Source organism: Streptomyces sp. x-19, assembly GCF_046549115.1.
Lineage (GTDB): Bacteria > Actinomycetota > Actinomycetes > Streptomycetales > Streptomycetaceae > Streptomyces > Streptomyces albulus_C.
Genome location: NZ_JAJPWK010000003.1, coordinates 553,091 through 578,021, shown reverse-complemented (window position 1 = coordinate 578,021; position 24,931 = coordinate 553,091). Strand labels below are relative to the sequence as shown.

Here is a 24,931-nt window from a genome sequence, read left to right as displayed (position 1 = left end):
GCAGGCGTCGCAGTGCCGTCGGGGCCTTGGCCCCCTTCGTCGGTGCCTCACGTGTCCGCGGCCTGGAACCCCCGCAGTCGCAGGCTGTTGCCGACGACGAAGACCGAGGAGAAGGCCATCGCGGCCCCCGCGATCATCGGGTTGAGCAGCCCGGTCGCGGCCAGCGGCAGTGCCGCGACGTTGTACGCGAAGGCCCAGAAGAGGTTGGACTTGATGGTCCCCAGGGTGCGGCGGGAGAGCCGGATGGCGTCGGCCGCGGCCCGCAGGTCACCCCGGACGAGGGTGAGGTCACCGGCCTCGATGGCGGCGTCGGTCCCGGTGCCCATGGCCAGCCCGAGGTCCGCCCGGGCCAGCGCCGCCGCGTCGTTGACGCCGTCGCCGACCATCGCCACGGTCCTGCCCTCCTGTTGGAGGCGCCGGACCACCTCGACCTTGTCCTGCGGGAGCACTTCGGCGAACACCCGGTCCGCGTCGATGCCGACCTCGGCCGCGACGGAGCGGGCCACCGCCGCGTTGTCGCCGGTCAGCAGCACCGGCGTCAGGCCGAGCGCGCGCAGCCGGCGGATCGCCTCCGGGCTGCTGTCCTTGACGGCGTCGGCGACCTCCAGCACGGCCCGGGCGGCGCCGTCCCACGCCACCGCGATCGCGGTCCGCCCGTTCGCCTCGGCCGCCGCCTTGGCCCGGGCCAGCTCCTCCGGGAGCGGGATCGCCGACTCGGCCAGCAGCTGCTCCCGGCCGACCAGCACGGCGTGCCCGTCGACGACGCCCTGGACGCCGCGCCCGGCGATGTTGGCGAAGTCCTCCGGCACCGGCAGGGTGCCCACCTGCGCGCTCGCGCCCGCCGCCACGGCCCGCGCGATCGGGTGTTCCGAGGAGTGCTCCAACGCGCCGGCCAGCCGCAGCACTTCGGCCTCGTCGGTGCCCGCCGCGGGGTGCGTGGCCAGCAGGGTCATCCGGCCGGTGGTGACGGTGCCGGTCTTGTCCAGGACGATGGTGTCGACCTTGCGGGTGCTCTCCAGGACCTCCGGGCCCTTGATGAGGATGCCGAGCTGGGCGCCGCGGCCGGTGCCGACCAGCAACGCGGTCGGCGTGGCGAGCCCCAGCGCGCACGGGCAGGCGATGATCAGCACCGCGACCGCCGCGGTGAAGGCGGCGGTCAGGCCGGCGCCGCTGCCGATCCAGAAGCCGAGGGTGGCCAGGGCGAGCGCGAGGACGACCGGGACGAAGACCGCGGAGATCCGGTCGGCGAGTCGTTGGGCCGCCGCCTTGCCGTTCTGCGCGTCCTCCACCAGCTTGGCCATCCGGGCCAGTTGGGTGTCCGCGCCGATGCGGGTGGCCTCGACGACGAGCCGGCCGCCGACGTTGAGGGTGGCACCGGTGACGCCGTCGCCGGCCGTGACCTCCACCGGTACCGATTCGCCGGTCAGCATCGAGGCGTCCACGGCGGACGCGCCGTCCACCACCGTGCCGTCCGTCGCGATCTTCTCGCCCGGGCGGACCAGGAACCGGTCGCCGACGCTCAACTGCCCGATCGGCACGGTCTCCTCGCGGCCGTCGCGCAGCACGGTGACGTCCTTGGCGCCCAGTTCCATCAGCGCCTTGAGCGCCGCGCCGGCCTTCCGCTTGGAGCGGGCCTCGAAGTACCGGCCGGCCAGGATGAAGGCGGTGACGCCGGCCGCCGCCTCCAGGTAGATGTTCCCCGCGCCGTCGGTGCGGGCGATGGTCAGCTCGAACGGGTGGGTCATGCCGGGGGTGCCGGCGGTGCCGAAGAACAGCGCCCACAGCGACCACAGGAACGCGGCGGAGGTGCCGACCGAGATCAGGGTGTCCATGGTGGCCGCGCCGTGCCGGGCGTTGGTCCACGCGGCGCGGTGGAACGGCCAGGCGGCGTAGGTGACGACCGGTGCGGTCAGCGTCAGCGACAGCCACTGCCAGTACGTGAACTGCAACGCCGGGACCATGGCCAGCACGATCACCGGGACGGCCAGCGCGACCGCGGTGACGAGCCGCTGCCGCAGCGGCCGCAGGGGGTCGGTCTCCGCCGTGCCGCCCGTGTCGCCCCCGGTGCCGCTCGCCGTGCCGTCCCCGCCGGCGGGGACGAGCGGCGCGGGCTCCTGCGCGGTGTACCCGGTGGCCTCGACCGTGGCGACCAGATCCCGGACCGACACGTCGTCCTGGAAGGTGACCTTCGCCTTCTCGGTGGCGTAGTTGACGGTGGCCTCGACCCCGTCCATGCGGTTGAGCTTCTTCTCGATCCGGGCCGCGCAGGAGGCGCAGGTCATGCCGCCGATGGCGAGCTCGACCTCGGTGGCGCCGGGGCTGGTGGTGGTCATGTCTGCTCCTCGCAGCTCACGGAAACAGGGGTGCGGACGGGGGTGCGTGCGGGCCGGTCAAGAGGGGCTGCGACCCTGCCGTAAATACCCTTGGGGGGTATTTGGTGGCGTAGCTCATGTATACCCCCCACCCGTATTCATGGCAAGCGTCTCCGGCGGGTTGACCAGATACCCCTAGGGGGTATTGTGTGGGCGCATCGATCGGCCGCGACATCGGCGGTACCCGCCACCGGCGGCCCCTGAGGAGGGATTGCGCCATGCACATCGGACTGAAGGTCGGGATCTTCGCCACCGCGCTCGCCGCGACATTCGGCTCCGCCTACGGCGTGGGAAAGGCGGTCGGCCCCGTGCTGCCGGACGCCCCCGCGGCCCGGCACGCCGGGCACGCCGGGCACGCCGGGCGGAGCGGCGGGGCGACGCCCCGGCCGCGCCCGGCGGACTCCAGGTCGCCGAGGGCGGCTACGCCCTCGACCTGAAGACCCCGACGGTCACCGCCCGACACCCCCGCCGCCCCGGCCTTGACTCTTTCCACCACGAGAGCAGCCGGGAGCTTTACTGCACATTGGTTGCAAGTAAAACCAACCGGCAGGAATGTAGGGGGGTGCTCCGGTAGAGGCCGGTGCCGAACGGAAGAAAGCAGTACCAGCCATGCCTACGCCCCCCGCCCCGACCCTGGCCGGACAGGCCCCGCCGTCGCGCCGGCAGCGGATCGCGCGGTCCATGACCCGCGCCGAGTGGGGGCGGATGGCGGGCATGGCCGGGTTCATTCTCGCGCTGCACGTGATCGGCTGGTTCACCCTGGTGGCGATCGTGGCCCCGGAGCACTACAGCCTCGGCACCAAGAGCTTCGGCATCGGCATCGGGGTGACCGCGTACACCCTCGGCATGCGGCACGCCTTCGACGCCGACCACATCGCCGCCATCGACAACACCACCCGCAAGCTCATGCACGAGGGGCAGCGGCCGCTCTCGGTCGGCTTCTGGTTCTCGCTGGGCCACTCCAGCATCGTCTTCGGCCTGGCGTTCCTGCTGTCCCTCGGCGTCAAGGCGCTCGCCGGACCGGTCAAGGACGACAACTCCCAGCTGCACGCGGTGACCGGCCTGATCGGCACCACCGTCTCGGGCGTCTTCCTCTACGTCATCGCCGCGATCAACATCGTGATCCTGGTCGGGATCTGGGGGGTCTTCCGGCGGATGCGGGCCGGCGACTTCGACGAGGCCGCGTTGGAGGACCAGCTCAACAACCGCGGCCTGATGAACCGCCTGCTCGGCCGCGTCATGAAGTCGATCACCAAGCCCTGGCAGATGTACCCGCTGGGCCTGCTCTTCGGCCTCGGCTTCGACACCGCCACCGAGGTCGCGCTGCTGGTACTGGCCGGCTCCGGTGCCGCCTCCGGACTGCCCTGGTACGCCATCCTCTGCCTGCCGGTGCTGTTCGCGGCCGGCATGAGCCTGCTCGACACCATCGACGGCTCGTTCATGAACTTCGCCTACGGCTGGGCCTTCTCCAAGCCGGTCCGCAAGGTCTACTACAACCTCACCATCACCGGTCTCTCGGTGGCCGTCGCCCTGATCATCGGGACGGTGGAGCTCCTCGGCCTGCTCGCCGACAAGTTCGACCTGCACGGCGCCTTCTGGGACTGGGTCGGCGGCCTGGACCTCAACGTCATCGGCTTCGCCATCGTCGGACTGTTCCTCCTCACCTGGATCGTCGCCCTGGCCGTCTGGAAGTTCGGGCGCATCGAGGAGAAGTGGACGGCCCACGTCCGCCCGGCGGAGGAGCCGGCCGCGGACTGATTCCACCGTGCCGCCCCGGGGCCCCGCGGCCCGCTCTCCGGGCGGGCCGCGGGGCCCCGGCGTCAGGGCGCGGGGGCCGCGGCGTCGCCGGAACCGGCGTCCTCGGCGGCGTGCGAGGCCAGCACGCCGGTGCGGTGCCGCTGCACGAACCAGTAGTAGGCGAACCCGCCCAGCCCCACCACACCGATGAACACGAACGCGCCCCAGCGCAGGTACCAGTGCTGCGGGCCGGTGGCGTTGTAGACCGCCGCGCGCGGCCAGGCGAGGTTGATCGACATCGCCAGGCCCCAGAGCACCGCCAGCACGTTGATCGGCAGCCCGAACCTGCCCAGCGAGAAGCTTCCCTTCGGCACCGACCAGTTGCCGCGCAGCCGCTGCACCAGCATCGGCAGCGTCACCATCAGGTAGGCCAGGTAGATCATGATGATCGCGATGCTGGTGATCACCGAGAAGATCTGCGGCTGGTCGACGTTGATCAGCAGGATCACGATCCCGACCAGCCCGATCACGATCGCGGGCACCACCGGCGTCTGGAACCGCGGGCTGACCCGGGCCAGTCGTCCGGACGCCGGGAGGTTGTTGTCGCGGGCCATCGCGAACGCCAGCCGGATGGCCGCGGTGTGCACCGCCAGCTCGCAGACGGTGATCGCGATGACCACGCACCACAGCACGGCCTGACCGACCGTCGACCCCAAGGTGGCCAGGACCACGTACTGCAGGCCGTCCACCGACAACCGCTCGTCGTGCAGGTCGGGCACCGCCAGCAGCGCGAACAGCAGGATCAGTCCGCCGATGAGGAACGAGGCGACCAGTGCCCGCAGGATCGCCCGGGGCGCGTTGCGGGCCGGATCCTTGGACTCCTCACCGAGCGAGGAGGCGGTGTCGAAGCCGTACATGACGTAGGCGGAGGCGAGCGAGGCGGTCAGGAACGCACCCAGGTACCCCAGGCTCTGGCCCTGGCCCTTGCCGAAGGTGTCCGTCAGCGCGGTCGCCGGGCCGCGGGTGACGTGCGCCGCCAGCAGCAGGATCAGCACGACGGCGGCGATCAACTCGATGGCCACGCCCGCCGAGTTGATCCGCGCCATCAGCTTCACGCCGAAGGCGTTGACCAGGGTGGTGAAGGCGATCAGGACGGCGCCCAGGAGGACCGCGTTGGCGGCCGCGTCGGTCTTGCCGGTGCCGTCCCCGACGAACTGGAACCACGACGAGATCTGCGGCAGCGTCACCTGGTACGCCAGTGCCACCGCGGCCAGCGACACCATGGACGCGGTGAGCATCATCCAGCCGCCGATCCAGCCCACGTGCGGACCGCCGAGCTGCTTCGCCCAGTTGTAGATCGACCCGGCCACCGGATAGCGGCAGGCCAGCTCGCAGAAGCAGAGCGCCACCATCAGCTGGCCGACGAAGACCATCGGCCAGGACCACCAGTACGCGGGACCGCCGTGGCTCACGCCGAAGTAGAACAGCTGGAAGGTGCCGGTGAGGATGGAGATGTAGCTGATGCCGGCGGCGAAGGTGTGGAAGTTGCCGAGGGTCCGCTTGAGTTCGGGCTTGTAGCCGAGCTCGGCCAGCGCCCCGTCCTCGTGCCCCGCGTCGTGCCCGCCGTCGTCGGACGGTCCGCCGGCGCCGGAGCCCGGTGGCACGGAACCACTCACTCGAACCACCTCTGCGGGACCGGCGCGGTGTTCCGCCAGACGTGCTTGGCCTCCTGGTACTCCGCCAGCCCGGCCGGCCCCAACTCCCGGCCGACCCCGGACTGCTTCATCCCGCCCCACTCGGCCTGCGGCACGTACGGATGGAAGTCGTTGATCCACACCGTGCCGGCCCGCAGCCGGGACGCCACCCGGTGCGCACGCTCGGCGTCCTGGGTCCACACCGCCCCGGCCAGCCCGTACACCGTGTCGTTGGCCAGCGACACCGCCTCCGCCTCGTCCCGGAACCGCTCCACGGTCAGCACCGGCCCGAACGACTCGTCGCGCACCACCGACATGTCCGGGGTGCACTCGTCGAGCACCGTCGGCAGGTAGTAGAAGCCGTCCGCCAACTCCGGATCGTCCGGTGGCGCCCCGCCGCAGCGCAGCACCGCACCCTCGGCCAGCCCGGCCGCCACGTACGCCGCGACCTTCGCCCGGTGCTCCGCGGAGATCAGCGGCCCGGTGCGGGCCCGCTCGTCGAACGGGCCGCCGAGCGGGATCCGCCGGGCCCGGGCGACCAGTTCGTCGACGAGGCGGTCGTGCAGCTCGTCCTGGACGAGCAGCCGCGCGCCGGCCGAGCAGACCTGCCCGGAGTGCAGGAAGACCGCGGTCAGGGCGTAGTCGACGGCGGTCTCGAAGTCGGCGTCCGCGAAGACGATGTTGGGGTTCTTGCCGCCCAGTTCGAGGGCGATCTTCTTGACCGTGGGGGCCGCCGCGGCCATGATCCGACGGCCGGTCACCAGCCCGCCGGTGAACGACACCAGGTCCACCCGCGGATCCTCGGTCAACGGCGCCCCCACCAGCGGGCCGGTGCCCAGCACCAGGTTCGCCGCGCCGTCCGGCACCCCGGCCTCGGCCAGCAGCCGCATCAGGTGGATCGCGGTGTGCGGCGTCAGCTCGCTCGGCTTCAGCACGAAGGTGTTCCCGGCGACCAGGGCCGGCGCGACCTTCCAGGCGGTCTGCAACAGGGGGTAGTTCCACGGCGTGATCAGCGCGCAGACCCCGACCGGCTCGTGTCGCACGGTGCTGTCCACCTCGGGCGTCCCGGCGTCCACCACCCGGTCGGTGCCGCCGGACGCGCCGAGGTTGCCGAAGTACCGGAAGCAGCCGGCGATGTCGTCCATGTCGTAGCCGCTCTCCACCAGCCGCTTGCCGGTGTCCAGCGACTCGGCCCGGGCCAGCGCCTCCCGGTCCCGTTCCAGCAGCTCGGCGACGCGGAGCACCACCCGCCCGCGCTCGGCGGCCGGGGTCCCGGGCCAGGGCCCGTCGTCGAACGCCAGTCGGGCGGCGGCGACCGCGGCGGCCGCGTCCTTCGGGCCGCCCTCGTCGACCGTCGCGACCAGCGCGCCGTCCGCCGGGCAGCGGATCTCCCGCACCTGCCCTTCGGCCGCTGCGGTCCACTGACCGCCGATGAACAGCTCCGGCATGGGTGCGCCTCCGGTCTCGTCTCCGGGCGGGTGCCGGCGGGGCACGCACGGGACGGGCGCCCTGCCGCGGTGATCTCTGATGGTGGTGATCTCGGTACCGAGCGTAAGGGGGCCACCGGGGGAGTGCACGGTGCGCGACGGCGGCGCGCGCGGGCGGGGCGCGGGGTGGGGCCGATGGGGTGACCGAGCGGCGCTGTCCGACAATGGGGGCATGCATCTGGTCCCCGACGCCGCCGCGTACCTCGCCGGCCGCTGGCACATCGAGCGCACCGTGCACGACCTGCGGGCCGACACCGCCGGTACCTTCCGGGGCACCGCGGACTTCACCCCGGACGGCCCGGACGGCGCGCTGCGCCATGCCGAGGAGGGCGTGCTGACCTGGCAGGGCGTCGAGCACCCGGCGACCCGCACGCTGTGGCTGCGGCCCCGGCCCGACGGCACCGCCGCCGTCACCTTCGAAGACGGCCGGCCCTTCCACGACCTGGACCTGCGCAGCGGCCGGTGGACCGCCGTCCACCCCTGCGCCGCGGACCACTACGAGGGCACCTTCACCGTCACCGCCGCGGACCGTTGGGACCTGACGTGGCGGGTCACCGGCCCGCACAAGGACCAACTGCTGCGCTCGGTCCACCGCCGGGCCGACTGACGCCCGCACCCCACCGGCCGAGCCGCCCCGCGCTCCGCTACGGCTTGACCGCCTTCAGCGCGTACAGCATCGGAATGATGGGTTCCGAGTCCGGCAGCCGCCACCAGCCGTCGGCGTCCGGCACCATCGACGGGAAGCGCGGCCACGGCAGCACCTCCGTCTCCCGCACGCTCCGCACGGTCAGCCCGGCCCCGACCACCGCGGTGACGACCTCGCCGACGCCGTGCCGCCACTCGTAGCTCGTCGTGGCGCCCGTAAGGGGCGGGCCGTCGGTGTAGGTGGTGGGGGTGTCGCTGCGCAGCGCGCCCCGACCGGCCAGGTAGTCGTTGCGGAGCAACAGCGGCGGGGTGGCCGGGTCCGCGGGCGGCGTCGCGCCGAGGGCGTTCAGCAGCGGGTGGAACTCCACCAGGTAGAACGTCCCGCCCGGCCGCAACAGTTCGGCGACGGTCCCCGCCCAGGCGGCGAGGTCCGGCAGGTAGCAGACCGCGCCCTTGCCGGTGTAGACCACGTCGAACCGACGGTCGCCCAGCGCCTCCACCGCGCGGTACACGTCCGACCGGACGAACTCCATCTCCCGCCCGGTCGCCGCGGCCAGCTGCCGCGCCTGCGCCACCGCTTCGGCCGAGAAGTCCAGCCCCACCGCCCGCGCCCCCCGGTCGGCGAACGCCGCGGTCTCGGTGCCCAGGTGGCACTGGAGGTGCAGCACGTCGCGTCCGGCCACGTCCCCGAGGTCGGCCCACTCGAACGGCGCGAACCAGTCCTCGGCGCTCCGCGTCCCGTCCAGCCCGTAGAAGGCACTGGCGACGTGGACCGGGGTGCGCGCGTCCCAGTTGGCCTCGTTGGCACGCACCATCTCCGCGGTGCCGGGCGGCCCCGGTCGTGCGCCGACGGGCCGGGCGGGCACCGCCTGGTCGGTGGACTCGCTCTGTTCTGTGGTCATGCCCCCTCTTCTACCTGTCGACGCCGCCCGCACACCAGGCCCTGGCCCCGCCCCGACCGGTACCGGCCACCCGGCCGACCGCCGCCACCCGGCCGCCGGCGAGCGCCAGCCGCCGGGTCGCCCGCCCGGCGAGCGCCTCGTCGTCGGTGGCGACGACGCACGTGAGCCGGTACTCGCCCCACACCCGCACCAGCAACGCGGCGAACTCCGCCCGGGCGGCCGGCGGCAGCCCCTCCGTCGGCCGGTCCGCGAGCAGCACCGCGGGCCGTTTGACCAACGCCCGGGCCAGCGCCGCCCGCCGCCGCGCGTACCGGTCCAACTGCCCCGGCAGCAGGTCGCCGTGGTCGGCCAGCCCGACCTCCGCCAGCGCCTCCCCGGCCAACTCCCAGCGGTCCACCGGCCGCAGTCCCAACGGGGCCAGCGTGGCGGCCACGCCCTGCCGCACGGTCGACCCGGCGAGCGGCCCGAGGGCCTCGTCGTCGCCGGTGCCGAGCAGCCCGATCGATTCGGTGCGGATCCGGCCGAGCCGGGACGCGGTGACCGTGGCCAGATCCGTACCGTCGAGCAGCACGCGGCCCCGGGTCGGGCGCTCCAGTCCGCCCAGGATCCGCAACAGCGTGGAGGAGCCCGCGCCGGGTGGCCCCTGGACGGCGAGCGCACCGCCGGCCGCCAGGGAGAAGCCGACATCGTCCAGGGCCCGCACCAGGTCACCGCCGCGTCGGTAGTGCTTGGTCACGCCGCTCAGGTGGTACACGGTGCCGTCTCCTCACGGGCCGCCGGGCCGCGGCTCCGGGATCGACCGTAACCACCCCGTGTGACCGACCCATGAGCGGAACGTGAGAGCCGGATGAGAACGCCTGCCCGGATCACCCGCCGGCGGCGTCCCGGCGGCGGCTCGACGACGTCCCGCCGCTGGCGCGGGGCGCGCGGCCCGCGCCGGTCGGTGCAACCGGTCGACTGCCCACGACGTCACGGCAGTTGGAGACGGGGCGCGGCAGCCGTACGGTGGCCGTCACCGCAATCCGACGGGAAGAGTGGGGAATGAGCCAAGAAACCCGGCCGCTGTCCAGCGCTGTCGACGTGAGCATCCCGAGTGTCGCGCGGATGTACGACTACTACCTCGGCGGCAAGGACAACTACGCCGTGGACCGCGAGGCGTGCGAGGAGCTGAGCAAGGTCGTCCCGAGCACCCAGGTGCTGGCGATCAACAACCGGCGCTTCCTGCGCCGGGTGGTCCGCTGGCTGGCCCAGGAGCAGGGCATCCGGCAGTTCGTCGACCACGGCTCGGGCCTGCCGACGCAGGACAACGTCCACCAGGTCGCCCAGCAGGTCGACCCGCAGTCCCGCGTGGTGTACGTCGACAACGACCCGATCGTGCTGGCGCACGGCCGCGCGCTGCTGGAGGAGAACGACAACACCGCCGTCATCCAGGCCGACATGCGGGACACCGACGGCATCTTCGACAGCCCGGAGGTCCGCCGGCTGATCGACCTCGACGAGCCGGTCGCCGCTCTCTTCGTCTCGGTGCTGCACTGCATCCCGGACGCCGACGACCCCGCCGAGCTCGTCCGCCGGGTCGCCGAACGCCTTGCTCCGGGAAGCTTCTTGGTGGTCTGTCAGCTCGTCAGCGAGGACGCCGCGACGCGGGACTTCGTCACCGAGTTCATGCGGGTCAGCACCCAGGGGAGCTGGGGCCGGGTCCGGCAGCAGCACGAACTGCGGTCCTTCCTGGACGGGCTGGAGATCCAGGAGCCGGGTCTGGTGGAGGTCTCGACCTGGCGGCCGGACGCGGCGGACGCCGGCCCCAGGCAGCTGACCCAGGAGTGGATCGAGTACGGCGGCGTGGCGCGCAGGCCGTAGCGGAACCGACGGAGTGCGGGGGCGGCGGGCGGGGCGGGCCGGGGTCGGCGGTCCGCCCCGCAGCCGTCACCCCAGCTGCTCCAGCAACTCCTCCAGCATCGCCAGCGAGCGCCGCGGGGACTCGGCCTGGGCGCTGAGCCGGTCCATCACCGCCAGGTAGTGGTCGACGTCGTCGCGCTTGTCCAGGTAGAGCGCGCTCGTCAGCTGTTCCAGATAGACGATGTCCGGGAGGTCGGGCTCCAGGAAGCGCAGGATGGTGATCGGTCCGCCCGCCGCGGCCAGGCCGCCGAGGGCGAACGGCGCTATCTGGAGGGTGACGTTGGGGCGCCGCGCCATCTCCAGCAGGTGCCGGAGCTGATCGGCCATCACCTCCGGTCCGCCCAACGGCCGGCGCAGGCACGCCTCGTCGAGGATGGCCCACAGCCGCGGCGCGTCGGTGAGCGCGAGCAGTTCCTGCCGCTGCATCCGCAGCGCCACCCGCTGTGCGGTCTCCTCCGGCGCGGACCCCGGGTGGCCCAGCAGCGCCACCGCGCGGGCGTACTCCGCGGTCTGCAACAGGCCCGGCACGAACTGGACTTCGTAGGTGCGGATCACCGAGGCGGCCGACTCCAAGCCCAGGTGCGTCTCGAACCAGCTGGGCAGCACGTCGCTGTACTGGTGCCACCAACCGGGCGTGCTGGTCCGGCGGGCGAGGGTGAGGAAGGTGGCGCGGGCGGTGCTGTCGAGGACGCCGTACAGCGTCAACAGGTCCGCGACGTCCCGCTCCTTGCAGCTCACCCGGCCCAGTTCGAGGCGGCTGATCTTGGCGTGGGAGGCGCGGATGGCGTCGCCGGCCGCCTCGCGGGTGATGCCGGCGGCCTCCCGGAGCCGGCGCAGCTGGGTGCCCAGCACGATGCGCAGGACGGTGGGGCCGCCGCGTGGATGTTCCAGATAGCGGCGCAGGGACAGATCGCTGTGCGGCTGCGCGGCGCTCATAACTGACTCCCCTGAGTGGTCGGGCCGACGCCCAGTGTCCCATTGCCCCGAGGAGGCGTACACCTACGCCTCAGTCGTTGCTCCCGAAGGCGGTCATCCGCTCAGTCGTGGGGGAACAGATCGTCGAATTCGCCGTCCTTGGCCCCCTGGACGAAGGCGGCGAGTTCGGCACGGGTGTAGATCAACGCGGGGCCGGAGGTGTGTCGCGAGTTGCGTACCGCGACCCCGCCGTCCGGAAGAAGCGCCAGTTCAACGCAGTTACCACTGGGGTTGCTGCGGCGGCTCTTGCGCCAGACCGCGCCCTCGATGGCGCTCGCCGGCATTCCGTTGGTCATCGATTCCATCACGGCTGCTCCCTTGGTGGGGGGTGTGCTCGGGACCGATCCGGGCGGTGATCACGGTTGGCGTGATCCTGCCCCTGGCTGGCCGTCCGTACCGATGTAATTGCAGATGCACTTGCAGCGATGGACGGCCGACGAGGATATTAGCCCTCCGGGGCGGCCCCGCCCAGACCGTCCCCGAAGCGCCCAACTCGCTTGCCCCTCCGCGGAGATCGTGATGACCACACACCCGGCACAGTCCGAGCGCGACGTCCTCCGGGAAGGAGGGGAGCCAGTGACCGGCGACACCGCCCGGGAGGCGTGGTGGCTGCCGGGGCCCGACGGGTTCGCGGCCTGTGCGCTCGGCAGCGCGGCCTGCACCGTGGCCGAGGCCCGCCGCTTCACCCGGACCACCCTCGACGCCTGGCGGATGTGTCCGGGGCTCGCCGAGAGCGCGGTCCTGATCGTTTCGGAGCTGGTCAGCAACGCGCTGCGGCACGGCGCCACCGAATCCGCCGAGACCGTCTTCGACTCCCTCTTCGAGAACCGTTTCTGCCACGGCTGGTTGGCGTTGACCCGACAGGAGCGCGGGGTGTTGTGCGCGGTCTCCGACGGCGGCACCCAGTCACCCGTGCTGCGGCCGCAGCACGCGTTGGCCGAGTCCGGGCGCGGGCTCCACCTCGTCGATCGGCTCAGCGACTCCTGGGGCTGGACGCCGCCCGACCGGTCGGGGAAGACGGTGTGGGCCTCGGTGGTCACGACGGCCCGCGACTGACGCTTCAGCCGCCGCCGCGCAGCAGGTAGCCGTCGCGGATCGAGGAGGGGGTGGCGAACGGTCCGCTGCCGTACGGGTGCAGGGTGATGGCGAGTTCGTTGGCGGCCGGGCCCGCCTCCGGATGGGGCGCGAAGTCGCCGTCCCTCGCGTCCAGTTGACGCTGCACGCCCCGCTGGCAGCTCTTCGCCAACTGGTCCGCCGCGACCGGGGAGAGCGTCAGGCCGGGCCGCAGCTGCACGTGGACGACGGGCCTGGCCTCCAGGTCGCCGGACGCGTCGAGGGTGAGGCAGAACCCGGCGATCAGCCCGGCCAGCGGATTGCCGTCGAAGAGTCCGCGCTCGACGTCGCGCGGATAGCTGTTGGCCCCCATGGCTGACTCCCAGGCGCCGGACGGTGGGTTGCTCCGCCATCTTCGGGGCCCGGCAACCGGGCGTCATGAGTCGGGCTACTCAGGTCCGCGGGTGAGTACCCTCGCCCGGCCCACGCGCGCCCGACGGGTGAGTGACGCACCGTCAAAAATATTGCTGCGAGCTTATTTTGACGAGCCGCCGACGGTGGTCGGCGCACGTGTCACCGGCCGACGGGTCCGGCAGCTCGTCAGTCCGTCAGCCCGTCAGTCCGTCGCCCAGGCCGAAGGCGGCGAGCAGGCGTTCCGCCGCCAGGGTCGCGGTCAGCTCGCCCGCGCGGACCGCGGCCTCGACCTCCGGGCCCAACCGGCGGACGTCCGGATGCTCCTGGAGCCGGTCTACCAGGCGCTCGCGGACCATCGACCACGTCCAGTCGACCTGTTGGGCGCGGCGGCGCTCGGCGAGCGCACCGGTGGCGTCCAACAGGGCGCGGTGCTGCTCGATCCGCTCCCACACCGCCTTCAGCCCGGTGCCCTCGCGGGCGCTACAGGTCAGCACCGGCGGCGTCCACGCCGCGTCGGCCGGCTGCAACAGCCGCAGGGCGCCGGCCAGTTCACGCGCCGCCGAGCGGGCGTCCCGCTCGTGCGGGCCGTCCGCCTTGTTGACCGAGACCAGGTCCGCCAGCTCCAGGACACCCTTCTTGATGCCCTGCAACTGGTCGCCGGTGCGGGCCAGCGTCAGCAGCAGGAACGTGTCGACCATGTGGGCGACGGCGGTCTCCGACTGGCCGACGCCGACCGTCTCCACCAGCACCACGTCGTACCCCGCGGCCTCCATCACCACGATCGACTCCCGGGTCGCCCGCGCCACCCCGCCCAGCGTGCCGGACGTGGGGGAGGGGCGCACGAACGCCGCCGGGTCGGTGGCCAGCCGCTCCATCCGGGTCTTGTCGCCGAGGATGGAGCCGCCGGTCCGGCTGGAGGACGGGTCGACGGCCAGCACCGCGACCCGGTGGCCCAGCCCGGTCAGCAGCGAGCCCAGGGCGTCGATGAAGGTCGACTTGCCGACGCCCGGGACCCCGCTGATGCCCACCCGCCGGGCCGCCCCGGAGTACGGCAACAACCGCACCAGCAACTGCTGGGCCGCTGCCCGGTGATCGGCGCGGGTGGACTCGACCAGGGTGACCGCGCGGGCGATCCAGGCCCGGGAGCCCGCCCGCACCCCCTCGGCGTACCGGTCGACATCGATCCTCGCAGGCATGGCCCTCCGTCCTACAACTCGTGGCCGAGGACCGACGCCAGGTCCCGCACCAGGTCGTGGGCCGCGTCCGGGATGACCGTGCCGGGCAGGAAGACCGCGGCGGCGCCCATGTCCCGCAGCGGCTGGACGTCCTGGGGCGGGATCACCCCGCCCACCACGACGGTGATGTCCTCCCGGTCCTCCGCCGCCAACGCCTCCCGCAGCGCCGGCACCAGCGTCAGGTGGCCGGCGGCCAGCGAGGACACTCCGACGATGTGCACGTCGGCCTCCACCGCCTGCCGGGCCACCTCGGCCGGGGTCTGGAACAGCGGGCCGACGTCCACGTCGAAGCCCAGGTCGGCGAAGGCCGTGGCGATCACCTTCTGGCCGCGGTCGTGGCCGTCCTGCCCCATCTTGGCCACCAGGATGCGCGGCCGGCGGCCCTCGGCGCGCTCGAACGCGGCCACCAAGTCCCGGGTGCGCTCGACCCCCGACGAGGGGCCCGCTTCGTCTCGGTACACACCCGAGATGGTACGGATCTGGCCCGAGTGGCGGCCGTAGACCTCCTCCAGGGCGTCCGAGATCTCCCCGACGGTCGCCATCGCGCGGGCCGCGTCCACCGCGAGCGCCAGCAGGTTGCCCTCCAGCCCCGGGCCGGGCGCGGCCTTCGCCGCCTCGGTCAGCGCCCGCAGCGCGCGCCGGCAGGCGTCCTCGTCGCGCTCCGCGCGCAGCCGCCGGAGCTTCTCGATCTGCTGCGCCCGCACCGCGGAGTTGTCGACCTTGAGGACCTCGATCTCCTCGTCGGTCTCCACTCGGTACTTGTTGACGCCGATCAGCGCCTGCCGCCCCGAGTCGATCCGCGCCTGGGTGCGCGCCGCCGCCTCCTCGACCCGCATCTTCGGGATGCCCGCGTCGATCGCCTTGGCCATCCCGCCGGCCTCCTCGACCTCCTCGATGTGCGCCCAGGCGCGGCGCGCCAGATCGTGGGTGAGCCGCTCGACGTACGCGCTGCCGCCCCACGGGTCGATCACCCGGCAGGTGCCCGACTCCTGCTGGAGGAAGAGCTGCGTGTTGCGGGCGATCCGCGCGGAGAAGTCGGTGGGCAGGGCCAGCGCCTCGTCGAGGGCGTTGGTGTGCAGTGACTGGGTGTGGCCCTGGGTCGCGGCCATCGCCTCCACGCAGGTGCGGGTGACGTTGTTGAACACGTCCTGCGCGGTCAGCGACCAACCCGACGTCTGCGAATGGGTGCGCAGCGACAGGGACTTGGGGTTCTTCGGCTCGAACTTCTGGACCAGCCGCGCCCACAGCAGCCGGGCCGCGCGCAGCTTGGCGACCTCCATGAAGAAGTTCATGCCGATCGCCCAGAAGAACGACAGCCGCGGCGCGAACGCGTCCACGTCCATCCCCGCCGCCAGCCCGGCGCGCAGGTACTCCACCCCGTCGGCGAGCGTGTACGCCAGCTCCAGGTCGGCCGTCGCGCCCGCCTCCTGGATGTGGTACCCGGAGATCGAGATGGAGTTGTACCGCGGCATCTTCTGCGAGGTGTACGCGAAGATGTCGGAGATGATCCGCATCGAGGGCTGCGGCGGATAGATGTAGGTGTTGCGGACCATGAACTCCTTGAGGATGTCGTTCTGGATGGTCCCGGCCAGCTTCTCGGGTGCTACGCCCTGCTCCTCGGCGGCCACGATGTAGAGGGCGAGAACGGGCAGCACCGCGCCGTTCATCGTCATCGACACCGTCATCCGGTCCAGCGGGATGCCCTCGAAGAGCTGCCGCATGTCGTAGATCGAGTCGATCGCCACGCCCGCCATGCCGACGTCACCGGTCACCCGCGGGTGGTCGCTGTCGTAGCCGCGGTGGGTGGGCAGGTCGAAGGCGACCGACAGGCCCTTCTGCCCCGCCGCGAGGTTGCGCCGGTAGAAGGCGTTGGACTCCTCGGCGGTGGAGAAGCCCGCGTACTGCCGGATCGTCCAGGGCTGGTTGACGTACATCGTCGGGTACGGGCCGCGCAGGAACGGCGCGATGCCCGGGTACGTGCCCAGGAAGTCCAGGCCGTCGAGGTCGGCCGCGGTGTAGAGCGGCTTGACGTCGATGCCCTCCGGCGTCTCCCAGGTCAGGTCCGCGACGCTCTTGCCGGTGGCCTGCTGGACCGCGTCCGTCCACCGGTCCCGATCGCCGGCCTCGGCCGTCCCGGACAGGTCGCCCAGCTCCACCGTGCTGAAGTCGGGGACGGCTCCCGCGTGCCCCGGGGCGTGGCCTGACGCAGCGTCCATGGCGCCCTCCTGCCGTGCCGTCTCCGTCATCCCGCCACCTCCGTGACATCCAGGGCCGAGGACAGCGCCCCGGCCGCGTCGCAGCCCACGAACACGAACGTGTCCACTCCGGCCGCCACGAACTCCTCGCGGTGCGCACCGGGCTTGCCCGCCAGGTACACCCGCACCGCGCCCGCCGCCTTCAGCGCCGCGGTCACCTCCGCCGCCTGCTCGGCGTAGACCGCGTCACTGGCGCACACGCACGCGATCCGCGCGCCGCTCGCCGCGAACGCCGCGGCCACCGACTCCGCCGTCACCTGCTCCGGCACGGTCTCGATCCCGCCCGCCTGGAAGAGGTTGGCGGCGAACGCCACCCGCGCGGTGTGCGCCGCGACCGGACCCAACGCGGCCAGGAACGCCTTCGGCCGCGTCCCGGTCGCCGCCAGGTGCCCGTCGGACCGGGCCCGCAGCGTCTCGAAGGCGTCGTCCCGGCGGACCCGCGGCAGCCCCCCGCCCGCGCGCGCCGGCGCCGGCTCGCGTTCCAACGGCGCCTCGGCCAGGTGCGGGAACTCGCTGACCCCGGTGATCGGCTCCCGCCGGTGCGCCAGGTCCGCACTGCGTCGCCGCCAGGTCTCCGCCAGCCGCTCGCCGACCATCCCGGACCGCAGCGCGGCGGCCTGACCGCCCGCCCGCTCGATCTCCTGGAAGAACGCCCAGCCCGCGCGGGCCAGTTCGGCGGTGAGCTGCTCGACGTACCAGGAGCCACCGGCCGGGTCGATCACCTTCGCCAGGTGCGACTCCTCCAGCAGCACCGACTGGGTGTTCCGGGCGATCCGCCGGGCGAACGCGTCCGGCAGGCCCAGCGCCGCGTCGAACGGCAGCACGGTGACCGCGTCCGCGCCGCCCAGGCCGGCGGACAGCCCGGCCACCGTGGTCCGCAGCATGTTCACCCACGGATCCCGACGGGACATCATGACCGCCGAGGTGACCGCGTGCTGGCGCTGCCCGGCCGCGGCCGGCGACACCCCGCAGACCTCGGTGACCCGGGACCACAGCAGCCGCGCGGCGCGCAGTTTGGCGATGGTCAGGAACTGGTCGGCGGTGGCGGCGTAGCGGAACTCCAGCTGCCGGCAGGCGTCGTCGAGGCTCAGCCCCCGCCCGTCCGCGGCCAGTTTCCGCAGGTACGCCACGCCGGTGGCCAGCGAGGCGCCCAACTCCTCGGCCGCCGAGCCGCCCGCCTCGTGGTACGGCAGCGCGTCGACGCTCACCGCGCGCAGGCCCGGGGCGCTCCGGGCGACCTGACCGGCCAGTTCGGCGGCGGTGGCCAGCCCGTCGGCCAGTGCGCGGTCGTCGCCGGTGCGGGCCAGCAGCCCCAGCGGATCGGCACCCAGGACGCCCGCCGTCTCCGACGGCGCCACCCCGGCCTCCCGGTACAGCCGCAGCAACTCCTGAGCCGCCGCCGGGAATTCCGCGCCCGCGTCGAGCACCACAGGGGCCAGGTCCAGATAGACGCCCCGGAGCGCGTCCGCCAGGCCGGACACCGGCACCCCGCCGTCGCCGACGGTCAGCCACACGGAGGTGCCGCCGTTCTCCAGGTCGGCGAGGAGCGCCTCGTTGACCCGCTGCGGATCGGTGCCGACCTGGCGCTGGCGGACGTCCCACCCGAAGGCGGTGCCCTCGGGCCGGGCCGCCCGGACGAACGGCGCGAAGCCGGGCAGGCCCGCGGCGGGCGGCGCGTCCTCGGCGGTGTACAGGGGAGGGACGCGGATCCCGTCCTGGAGATCCGTGGCGAGCGCGTCCTCGGCGGCGGCACCGGTGGCCTCGGACGCGCCCGATTTGCGGAGCACGCCTTCGACGAGACGCTGCCACTGCTCGCGTTCGGCAGCCGGGAAGGCGGCGGCCAGGGGGAGTTCGGGGGACTCGGCGGTCATGGCAGCAGGCTAGGCGAACGGCCGTTAGCCGGAGCAGGGGCCCGAGCTGTGACCTTGCACTCGTTGAGCGCGGCGCCGATCGCCGTGTACAGGGCGAATCCACCCCGGACGGGCAGCGCCGGGCCCCGCCGACGGCTCCCGGAACCCGATCTTCCGGCGCGCTACGGTGGCCCCGGCACCCCACCGAGGAGCGCGATGCGCACACCGCCGATCCCCCGCACCACCCTTGCCGTCGCCCTGCTCGTCCTCCTGGTCCTGACCGCCACCGCGGCCCTGCTGGTGCCGGCGCCGGCCCGCGCCCCCGAGGAGCCCACCGCCTGCCCGGGGCGCGCCCCCGGCAACTGGTCCACCGACCCGGCCACGACCGGGGCGTTCGCCCGCTACGGCGACGACGTCTCCCGCACCGACGACTGGACCGGCGGCGACGGCACCCACTCCGTGCGCCTGCCGGACGGCCGGACGCTCTGGCTGTTCTCCGACACCTTCCTCGACCTCGTCCACCCGCCCCCCAACCCGCAGGGCGCGCCCACCCGTTGGCGCACCACCGTCACCGGGGGCACCCCGTTCCTGCGCCACAATTCGCTCGTTGTGATGACGCCGGAGGGCCGACCGGAGCGCACGCTGACCGGCGGGACCCCCGCCGCGCCCGGGCCGTTCTTCCCCGACCCGCCCGGCGGCGGCTGGCGCTGGCCGGTCCACGCGACCGTGGAACCCCGCACCCCCGGTGCCGCGGAGCGGGTCGTCCGGGTGCTGCTGTGGAACCGTGTCCCCGGGACCGGCCCGTGGGTCTTCGGCATGCCGCACGGCACCGAGGTCGCCACCCTCGCGCTGCCCGACCTCCGGCTGGAATCCCTCACCCCGGTCGCCGACCAGGGCGCCGTCACCGACCCGGGCCGCCGCGTCCTCTACGGCACCGCACTGGTCCGCGTCGGCGACGTCACCTACGTCTTCGGCGGCGACGACCCGCCCGGGTCCCCGGCCGACAGCGCCTACCTGGCCAAGGCCCCGGCCGGCCGGCTCGCCGACCGGGCCGCCTGGCGGTTCTGGGACGGCGCGCGTTGGCGGCCGGACGCCGCGGGCGCGGTACCGGTCCTGCGCGGCGGCGGTCGGCGCGGCGTCGGCAGTGCCTTCACCGTCGTCCGCGACGGCCGGACGTGGGTGCTGCTCACCATGGACACCGCCGGCGGCGGCACCGCCGGGCTGCGGACCATCACCGGCTACTGGGCCTGTGCGCCCCAGGGCCCCTGGCACGGCCCGGCCGGCCGGATCACCCCACCGCGCCCGGCCGGCCCCGACCCCGACCACGTCGCGGTCTACAACCCGCAGGCCCACCCGGAACTCACGGACGGCACCGGCCTGTTGCTCAGCTACGACGTCAACTGGCTGGGACCGCCCGGTGCCGCCGCCGACCCGGTGGTCAACGGCGACGTGGAGCTGTACCGCCCGCGATTCCTGCGCCTCCGACTGGCACCGGCGGGGGAGTGACGCGCGGCCCCGCCGACGCTCACTTGCCGTGCCTCTCCCGCCAGGCGCGGGCCTGCTCCTCGACGTCGAACGGGACGCGGTTCAGCGGCGGTCCCTCGGGCGGGCTGGCCAGCGCCGCCCGGATCCGGCCGTTGATCTCGGTCAGGACGCGGCGCAGCGCGGCCTCGCTCGGTGCGTCGGCGGCGGCCGCCTGGGCGTCCTCGATCTCCTTGCGCAGGACGAGGCTGGCCGGGAGGAAGGACACCTGCTCGCGGTCCATCTTCTCCTTGATCCACCACATCTCGTCGTAGGGCCGGTCGAGGTTGCGCAGCGGCTTGCCGAAGCCCGGCAGGTCCTCGAACCCGCCGCGCTCGGTCGATTCGCGGATCTGCTTCTCGACCCAGCTCTCGTAGCTGACACCGGGGGGCTTGCGCTCGGTCATCGTGGGGGTCTCCCAAGGTGTGGCCGGACGGTCCTCGTTCCTCCACGGTAGTACAACCCGCCCCGGCCGGCCGGGCCTCGGGGCGAGGCGCCCGGTCAGCCGCCGCCCTCGGCCGGGCCGGTCGGGCTCGGCTGCACCAGGGGGAAGGCGTTGCTGCCGCCGCACACCATCGGGCCGACCCGGACGCCCCCGCCGACGAGCGTCACGGTGACCTGGCCGGGCGGCCTGTTGCCGGGCACCCGGGCGTTGGCCGCGGTGCACACCAGTTGGTTGAGCGAGGCAGGGTCCAGCAGTTTGGCGTTGACCGGCAAGGTGATGGTGACCTGCCCGGTACCGGACGTGGCGGTGAGCGGGGCCGGGAACTTCGGCACCACGCTGGACAGTCCGCGCATCCGCTCGGCGTGGTTCGGCCCCTGCACCAGCAGGTCGATCGCGGCCTGCGGATCCAACGGCTCGCGCGCCGGACGGGTCGCCGGGTGCAGTCCGTCCGGACCGTAGAAGAACAGCTGCACGTTGACGGTGGGCTTGCCCGGGGCCCGCACCCCGGTCGCCGGCTCACCGGCGTCGATCACGTCGGTGGGCTCGATCCCGCAGCCGGCCAGCGTCGCGGTGAGCACCCCGGCCAGGGTGCCCAGGACGACCCGGCGGCCGGGGGTCCGGCCCGGGGCGGGGCGGCACGCGGCGGTGCGGCGTGCGGTCGGGCGTCGGTCGGTCATGCGGTGTCGTTCCCCTTCCCGGCGTCGCCGGGCTCCTCGCCGGGCTCGTCGGCGGACCCGCCGGCCGGTGCTTCCTCCTGGTGCAGCGGCAGTTCCACGGTGAACACCGCACCGCCCTCGGGCGCGTTGGCGGCGCGCAGCACGCCGCCGTGCAGCCGGACGTTCTCCTGCGCGATGGCCAGGCCCAGGCCGCTGCCCTCGGACCGGGCGCGGGCCGAGTCCGCCTTGTAGAACCGGTCGAAGACGTGCGGCAGGACCTCGGGGTCTATCCCCGGGCCGCTGTCGCGGATCTCGATCAGCAGCACGGCGTCGGCGGGCTCGGGCGCGTGCAGCTCCACCCGGACCGGTTCGCCGCCGTGGTGCAGGGCGTTGCCCACCAGGTTGGCGACCACCACGTCCAACCGGCGCGGGTCGAGCCGGGCGCGGACGTCCGCCGGCAGCTCCGCCGTCACCCGGCTCTGCCAGGCCCGGGCCTGGAGGGTCTTGCGGATCGTCTCGCCGACGTCCACCTCGTCCAGGTGGAGGGCGGCGGCGCCGGCGTCGAACCGGGACACCTCCATCAGGTCCTCCACCATCCGCGCCAGTTTCCCGGTCTCCTGGCTGATCAGCCGGACCGCGGAGGCGGTGTCCGGGTCGAGCGAGTCGGCGTCCTCGTCCAGGACGTCGGTGACCGCGGACATCGCCGCCAGCGGAGTCCGCAGCTCGTGCGAGACGTCGGCCGCGAACCGCCGGGCGTTGGCCTCCATCCGGCGCAGCTCGGCCATGCTCTCCTCCAGCTTCGCCGTCATCTCGTTGAACGACCGTGACAGGTCGGCGAGTTCGTCGGCCCCCTTGACCTCCAGCCGGGTGTCCAACTTTCCCTCGGCGATCCGGCCGGCGGCCTGCCGCAGCCCCCGCACCGGTCGCAGCACCCCGCGCGCCGCGAACAGCGGCAGGATCACCGCCAGCGCGAACGCCGGCAGCGCCCCGCCGCGCGCGGCGGTGACCAGCGCCTCGACGTTGGCCTCCTCGGCGCGCAGCGGCAGCTGGGCGTAGACCGTCAGCGGGGACGGCTGGTTGTCGGTCTGCCGCACCGGCATCCCGATCAGCAGCCACGGCGAGCCGTCCCGGTCGACGCGCTGGAACGCCGGCACCCGGCGCTTCTCCACCGACGCCTTGAAGTCGGCCGGCACCACCATGTCGCGCCGCAGCCCGCCCTCGTCGTCGTCCGGCACGCCGTTGTAGTGCACCGAGACGTCCCAGTCGCGGGACTTGCCGGAGCGCTCCAGCTTCACCCGGAAGAAGTCCAGGTCCGACCGGGACGGCGGCACCGCCAGCTCCGGCGCCAGCGAATTGACCTGGGCCCGCAGGTCGTTGACGGCGCCGTCCTGGGACCGCTGGAGGATGGCGTTGCGGGCCTCCCGGTAGGTCAGTCCCGCGGTGGTCAACGCACTGACCGCGGCCACCAGCAGGAACGCCACCACGAGCCGGGCGCGCAGTCCGCGCACCGCCGAGACGCCGGGCAGCAGGCGGCGGAGGCGGCTCACAGGGGTCCGAAGCGGTAACCGAAGCCGCGTACGGTCTGCACGTACCGGGGGCTGCGCGGGGTGTCCTCTATCTTCGTCCGCAGCCGCATCACGCAGGCGTCCACCAGCCGCGCGTCGCCGTGGTAGCTGTGCTCCCAGACGTGTTCCAGCAGCTGCTGCCGGCTGAAGACCTGTCCCGGGGTGGCGGACAGGAAGAGCAGCAGCTTCATCTCGGACGGCGCCAGCGCCAGGTCCTGGCCGCCCTTGCTGACGACCAGTCCGGCCCGGTCGACGGTGAGTTCGCCGTAGGTCTCCACCGGCGCGGGCCCCGGCTCGGTGGCCGGGGCGCCGTCGGTGGGCAGCGCGGTGCGCCGCAGCACCGCGCGGATCCGCGCCTCCAGGACCTCGCCGCGGGCCGGTTTGACGATGTAGTCGTCGGCCCCGGCCTCCAACCCGAGGACCACGTCGAGGTCGTCGCCGCGGGCGGTGAGCATGATGATCGGCAGCTGGCGCTCGGCGCGGATCAGCCGGCAGATCTCGAAGCCGTCCTTGCCGGGCAGCATCAGGTCCAATAGGACGATGTCGGGGCGGAAGCCCGGCAGCGCCGCCAGCCCTTCCTCGCCGCTGGCCGCGGCGGCGACCTCGTGGCCGCGCCGCCGCAGCGCGAGGGACACCCCGTCCCGGACGGCGGCGTCGTCCTCGATCAGAAGTACTCGTGGCATGGGACCAGTATCAATAATTTTCATGATGGATCCGTAACAGGAGCAGCCCGCCCCGACTCCTGTGCATCTGTGGAGGTGCGGGCGGCGTCCGTGCAAAGGGGCACACCACGCCGCCGGCAGGCAGACCAGCACAGCACACGAGGGGCGGGATCGACATGGCAGGGCGCTTCGGCACGGGACGGCGCTTCGGCATCGAGGGCGGGATTATCGGCGTGGCCACGGCGGCGGTGGCGTCGCTGGCGGCGGTCGGAGCGTTCGTGCTCCTCCAGCCCAGCGCCGAGGCGGACACGGTCAACCAGGCGCGGAAGCCGGCCCAACCGCCACGCACCGCACCGGTCGACCCGACCATCGTGCACGCCTCGGACCGCCCCGGGCGCAGCCTGAACATCACCATCGACGACGGTCCGGACCCCGTCTGGACGCCGAAGGTCCTCCAGGTCCTCAAGGACAACGGGGTCAAGGCGACCTTCTGCATGATCGGCCCGCAGGCCGCGGCGCACCCCGCCCTCGTCAAGAAGGTGGTGGCCGACGGCCACCGGCTCTGCGACCACACCGTCAACCACAACACCGCCATGGACCACCGGCCCGACGACTACCAGTCCCGGCAGATCCTCGAAGCCAAGAAGATGATCGAGGACGCGGCCGGCGGCGCCAAGGTCGAGTACTACCGCGCCCCCGGCGGCGCCTTCACCCCCTACAGCCGCAAGCTCGCCGCCGACCACGGCATGCGCCCGCTGGGCTGGAACGTCGACAGCAAGGACTTTGAGGGCGGTTCGGTCGCGACGATCGAGTCGACGGTCCGCGGCGAACTCAAGAACGGCCCCACCGTCCTCTTCCACGACGGCGGCGGCAACCGGGCCCGCACGGTGGAGGCGTTGGAGCGGCTGCTGCCCTGGATGAAGCAGCAGGGCTACGGCTTCGGGTTCCCGCAGCGGTAGCACCCCCGTACACAGTCGAACGGGCCGGTCACCACCGGCCCGTTCGTCGTGTCCTGCCCGTTGCCCGCCCGCGGCGGCGTCCCGCACGCCGCCGCCTCACGCGGCGCCGAACAGTTCCGCCAGCCCCTGTTCCACGCCCAGGTGCTCGTGCTCGCGACCGGCCGGCACCGCCTCGTAGGAGCGGGCCAGGAAGCGCCGGACGTCCGCGGTCCGCAACTGGACCATGGCGATGCCCTCGTCGGCGTGGAACTCCATCACCGTGCGGTCCGGGCCCGACGGCCGCACCCGCACGTCACCCCGGCCGACCGCGCTGCCCAGTCCGTCGGCGAGCAGGTCCCGGGCGAACGCCCAGTCCACCGCCGCGCCGTCGAGGGAGATCTCCGGCGGGAAGGTCATCCGCACCGCCAGCGGGTCGGTCCGCTGGTAGCGGAGCACCGCCGGCACCGCGTGGCCGACCGACGTCGCGAGGAGGCGGACCTGGACGGCTTGGTCGATGGCGGTGTGCATCGCGGCGACTCCCTCACGGATGGGCGACCCGCGCGGGCGCGGGCGTGGTCATCCTGTAGGACGGTGTGCCCGGCCCGGCCGTGCATGCGGCGGGGGTG

At 73.3% G+C, this 24,931-nt stretch carries 23 protein-coding genes; 7 read left to right on the top strand and 16 right to left on the bottom strand.

Translation table 11 applies throughout. The features are described 5' to 3' along the window. Positions 1-47: 47 nt before the first annotated feature. Positions 48-2,333, bottom strand: coding sequence for a heavy metal translocating P-type ATPase (locus ACLJT4_RS11225; protein WP_411122130.1), 2,286 nt, complete (start codon positions 2,331-2,333; stop codon positions 48-50). A 257-nt stretch (positions 2,334-2,590) separates the two neighbouring features. On the opposite strand from ACLJT4_RS11225, the gene ACLJT4_RS11220 reads away from it, so the two are divergent. After that, positions 2,591-2,809, top strand: coding sequence for a hypothetical protein (locus tag ACLJT4_RS11220; RefSeq protein ID WP_411122129.1), 219 nt, complete (start codon positions 2,591-2,593; stop codon positions 2,807-2,809). A gap of 172 nt (positions 2,810-2,981) precedes the next feature. After that, the gene (locus ACLJT4_RS11215) at positions 2,982-4,130 is read left to right on the top strand and encodes a HoxN/HupN/NixA family nickel/cobalt transporter (RefSeq protein ID WP_411122128.1); all 1,149 of its coding nucleotides are present in this window, start codon (positions 2,982-2,984) and stop codon (positions 4,128-4,130) included. A gap of 62 nt (positions 4,131-4,192) precedes the next feature. Here the strand turns inward: ACLJT4_RS11215 and ACLJT4_RS11210 are convergent, their stop codons facing one another. Both ACLJT4_RS11210 and ACLJT4_RS11205 read right to left on the bottom strand, forming a co-directional pair. Next, entirely contained in the window at positions 4,193-5,785 is a 1,593-nt protein-coding gene (locus tag ACLJT4_RS11210; RefSeq protein ID WP_411122127.1) for an APC family permease, read from the bottom strand. Further along, entirely contained in the window at positions 5,782-7,251 is a 1,470-nt protein-coding gene (locus ACLJT4_RS11205) for an aldehyde dehydrogenase family protein (protein WP_411122126.1), read from the bottom strand. The genes ACLJT4_RS11210 and ACLJT4_RS11205 overlap by 4 nt, the downstream gene beginning before the upstream one ends. A 211-nt stretch (positions 7,252-7,462) precedes the next feature. Between ACLJT4_RS11205 and ACLJT4_RS11200 the strand changes: the two genes are divergently transcribed. Next, entirely contained in the window at positions 7,463-7,897 is a 435-nt protein-coding gene (locus tag ACLJT4_RS11200; RefSeq protein WP_411122125.1) for a DUF6314 family protein, read from the top strand. Between the two features lie 37 nt (positions 7,898-7,934). On the opposite strand, the gene ACLJT4_RS11195 is transcribed toward ACLJT4_RS11200, so the two are convergent. Together ACLJT4_RS11195 and ACLJT4_RS11190 are read right to left on the bottom strand one after the other, a co-directional pair. Further along, positions 7,935-8,837 (bottom strand): class I SAM-dependent methyltransferase, encoded by a 903-nt coding sequence (locus tag ACLJT4_RS11195; protein WP_411122124.1) that lies wholly within the window; start codon positions 8,835-8,837, stop codon positions 7,935-7,937. Between the two features lie 10 nt (positions 8,838-8,847). Then, positions 8,848-9,591: an ATP-binding cassette domain-containing protein gene (locus ACLJT4_RS11190; protein ID WP_411122123.1), complete on the bottom strand. Its 744-nt coding sequence runs from the start codon at positions 9,589-9,591 to the stop codon at positions 8,848-8,850. A gap of 287 nt (positions 9,592-9,878) precedes the next feature. Here ACLJT4_RS11190 and ACLJT4_RS11185 point away from each other — a divergent pair, with 287 nt between their 5' ends. After that, positions 9,879-10,697, top strand: coding sequence for an SAM-dependent methyltransferase (locus tag ACLJT4_RS11185; RefSeq protein ID WP_411122122.1), 819 nt, complete (start codon positions 9,879-9,881; stop codon positions 10,695-10,697). Between the two features lie 66 nt (positions 10,698-10,763). Here the strand turns inward: ACLJT4_RS11185 and ACLJT4_RS11180 are convergent, their stop codons facing one another. Beyond that, positions 10,764-11,672, bottom strand: a complete 909-nt coding sequence (locus tag ACLJT4_RS11180) for a helix-turn-helix domain-containing protein (protein ID WP_233656428.1) — start codon at positions 11,670-11,672, stop codon at positions 10,764-10,766. A 101-nt stretch (positions 11,673-11,773) separates the two neighbouring features. Further along, positions 11,774-12,016, bottom strand: coding sequence for a DUF397 domain-containing protein (locus tag ACLJT4_RS11175; RefSeq protein ID WP_411122121.1), 243 nt, complete (start codon positions 12,014-12,016; stop codon positions 11,774-11,776). Between the two features lie 271 nt (positions 12,017-12,287). On the opposite strand from ACLJT4_RS11175, the gene ACLJT4_RS11170 reads away from it, so the two are divergent. After that, positions 12,288-12,767 carry an ATP-binding protein gene (locus ACLJT4_RS11170; protein WP_411122120.1) on the top strand — a complete coding sequence of 160 codons (480 nt, stop codon included), beginning with the start codon at positions 12,288-12,290 and terminating at the stop codon, positions 12,765-12,767. Positions 12,768-12,771: 4 nt separating this feature from the next. Here the strand turns inward: ACLJT4_RS11170 and ACLJT4_RS11165 are convergent, their stop codons facing one another. From ACLJT4_RS11165 to ACLJT4_RS11150, 4 genes are all read right to left on the bottom strand, one after another. Further along, positions 12,772-13,137 (bottom strand): coenzyme f390 synthetase, encoded by a 366-nt coding sequence (locus ACLJT4_RS11165; RefSeq protein ID WP_411122119.1) that lies wholly within the window; start codon positions 13,135-13,137, stop codon positions 12,772-12,774. A gap of 235 nt (positions 13,138-13,372) precedes the next feature. After that, a complete protein-coding gene (gene meaB / locus ACLJT4_RS11160) occupies positions 13,373-14,374 on the bottom strand; it encodes a methylmalonyl Co-A mutase-associated GTPase MeaB (RefSeq protein ID WP_411122118.1) in 1,002 nt (333 codons plus the stop codon). Positions 14,375-14,385: 11 nt separating this feature from the next. Then, a complete protein-coding gene (gene scpA / locus ACLJT4_RS11155; protein WP_411122117.1) occupies positions 14,386-16,629 on the bottom strand; it encodes a methylmalonyl-CoA mutase in 2,244 nt (747 codons plus the stop codon). 26 nt (positions 16,630-16,655) lie between these two features. Further along, a complete protein-coding gene (locus tag ACLJT4_RS11150) occupies positions 16,656-18,539 on the bottom strand; it encodes a methylmalonyl-CoA mutase family protein (protein WP_411122116.1) in 1,884 nt (627 codons plus the stop codon). Positions 18,540-18,734: 195 nt separating this feature from the next. Between ACLJT4_RS11150 and ACLJT4_RS11145 the strand changes: the two genes are divergently transcribed. After that, on the top strand, positions 18,735-20,024 hold the full coding sequence (locus tag ACLJT4_RS11145) for a hypothetical protein (RefSeq protein ID WP_411122115.1): 1,290 nt from the start codon (positions 18,735-18,737) through the stop codon (positions 20,022-20,024). 19 nt (positions 20,025-20,043) lie between these two features. On the opposite strand, the gene ACLJT4_RS11140 is transcribed toward ACLJT4_RS11145, so the two are convergent. From ACLJT4_RS11140 to ACLJT4_RS11125, 4 genes are all read right to left on the bottom strand, one after another. Next, complete coding sequence (locus ACLJT4_RS11140) at positions 20,044-20,445, bottom strand: DUF1992 domain-containing protein (RefSeq protein WP_020930034.1); 402 nt, start codon at positions 20,443-20,445, stop codon at positions 20,044-20,046. Between the two features lie 95 nt (positions 20,446-20,540). After that, positions 20,541-21,161 (bottom strand): hypothetical protein, encoded by a 621-nt coding sequence (locus ACLJT4_RS11135; RefSeq protein ID WP_411122114.1) that lies wholly within the window; start codon positions 21,159-21,161, stop codon positions 20,541-20,543. Then, entirely contained in the window at positions 21,158-22,687 is a 1,530-nt protein-coding gene (locus tag ACLJT4_RS11130; RefSeq protein WP_275461925.1) for a sensor histidine kinase, read from the bottom strand. The genes ACLJT4_RS11135 and ACLJT4_RS11130 overlap by 4 nt, the downstream gene beginning before the upstream one ends. After that, entirely contained in the window at positions 22,684-23,388 is a 705-nt protein-coding gene (locus tag ACLJT4_RS11125; protein WP_055584828.1) for a response regulator, read from the bottom strand. Before ACLJT4_RS11125 ends, ACLJT4_RS11130 begins: the two co-directional genes overlap by 4 nt. A gap of 155 nt (positions 23,389-23,543) precedes the next feature. Here ACLJT4_RS11125 and ACLJT4_RS11120 point away from each other — a divergent pair, with 155 nt between their 5' ends. Further along, positions 23,544-24,326 (top strand): polysaccharide deacetylase family protein, encoded by a 783-nt coding sequence (locus tag ACLJT4_RS11120; RefSeq protein ID WP_411122113.1) that lies wholly within the window; start codon positions 23,544-23,546, stop codon positions 24,324-24,326. Between the two features lie 96 nt (positions 24,327-24,422). Here ACLJT4_RS11120 and ACLJT4_RS11115 read toward each other — a convergent pair whose 3' ends face one another. Beyond that, a complete protein-coding gene (locus ACLJT4_RS11115) occupies positions 24,423-24,833 on the bottom strand; it encodes an SsgA family sporulation/cell division regulator (protein ID WP_016572127.1) in 411 nt (136 codons plus the stop codon). Positions 24,834-24,931 lie beyond the last annotated feature (98 nt).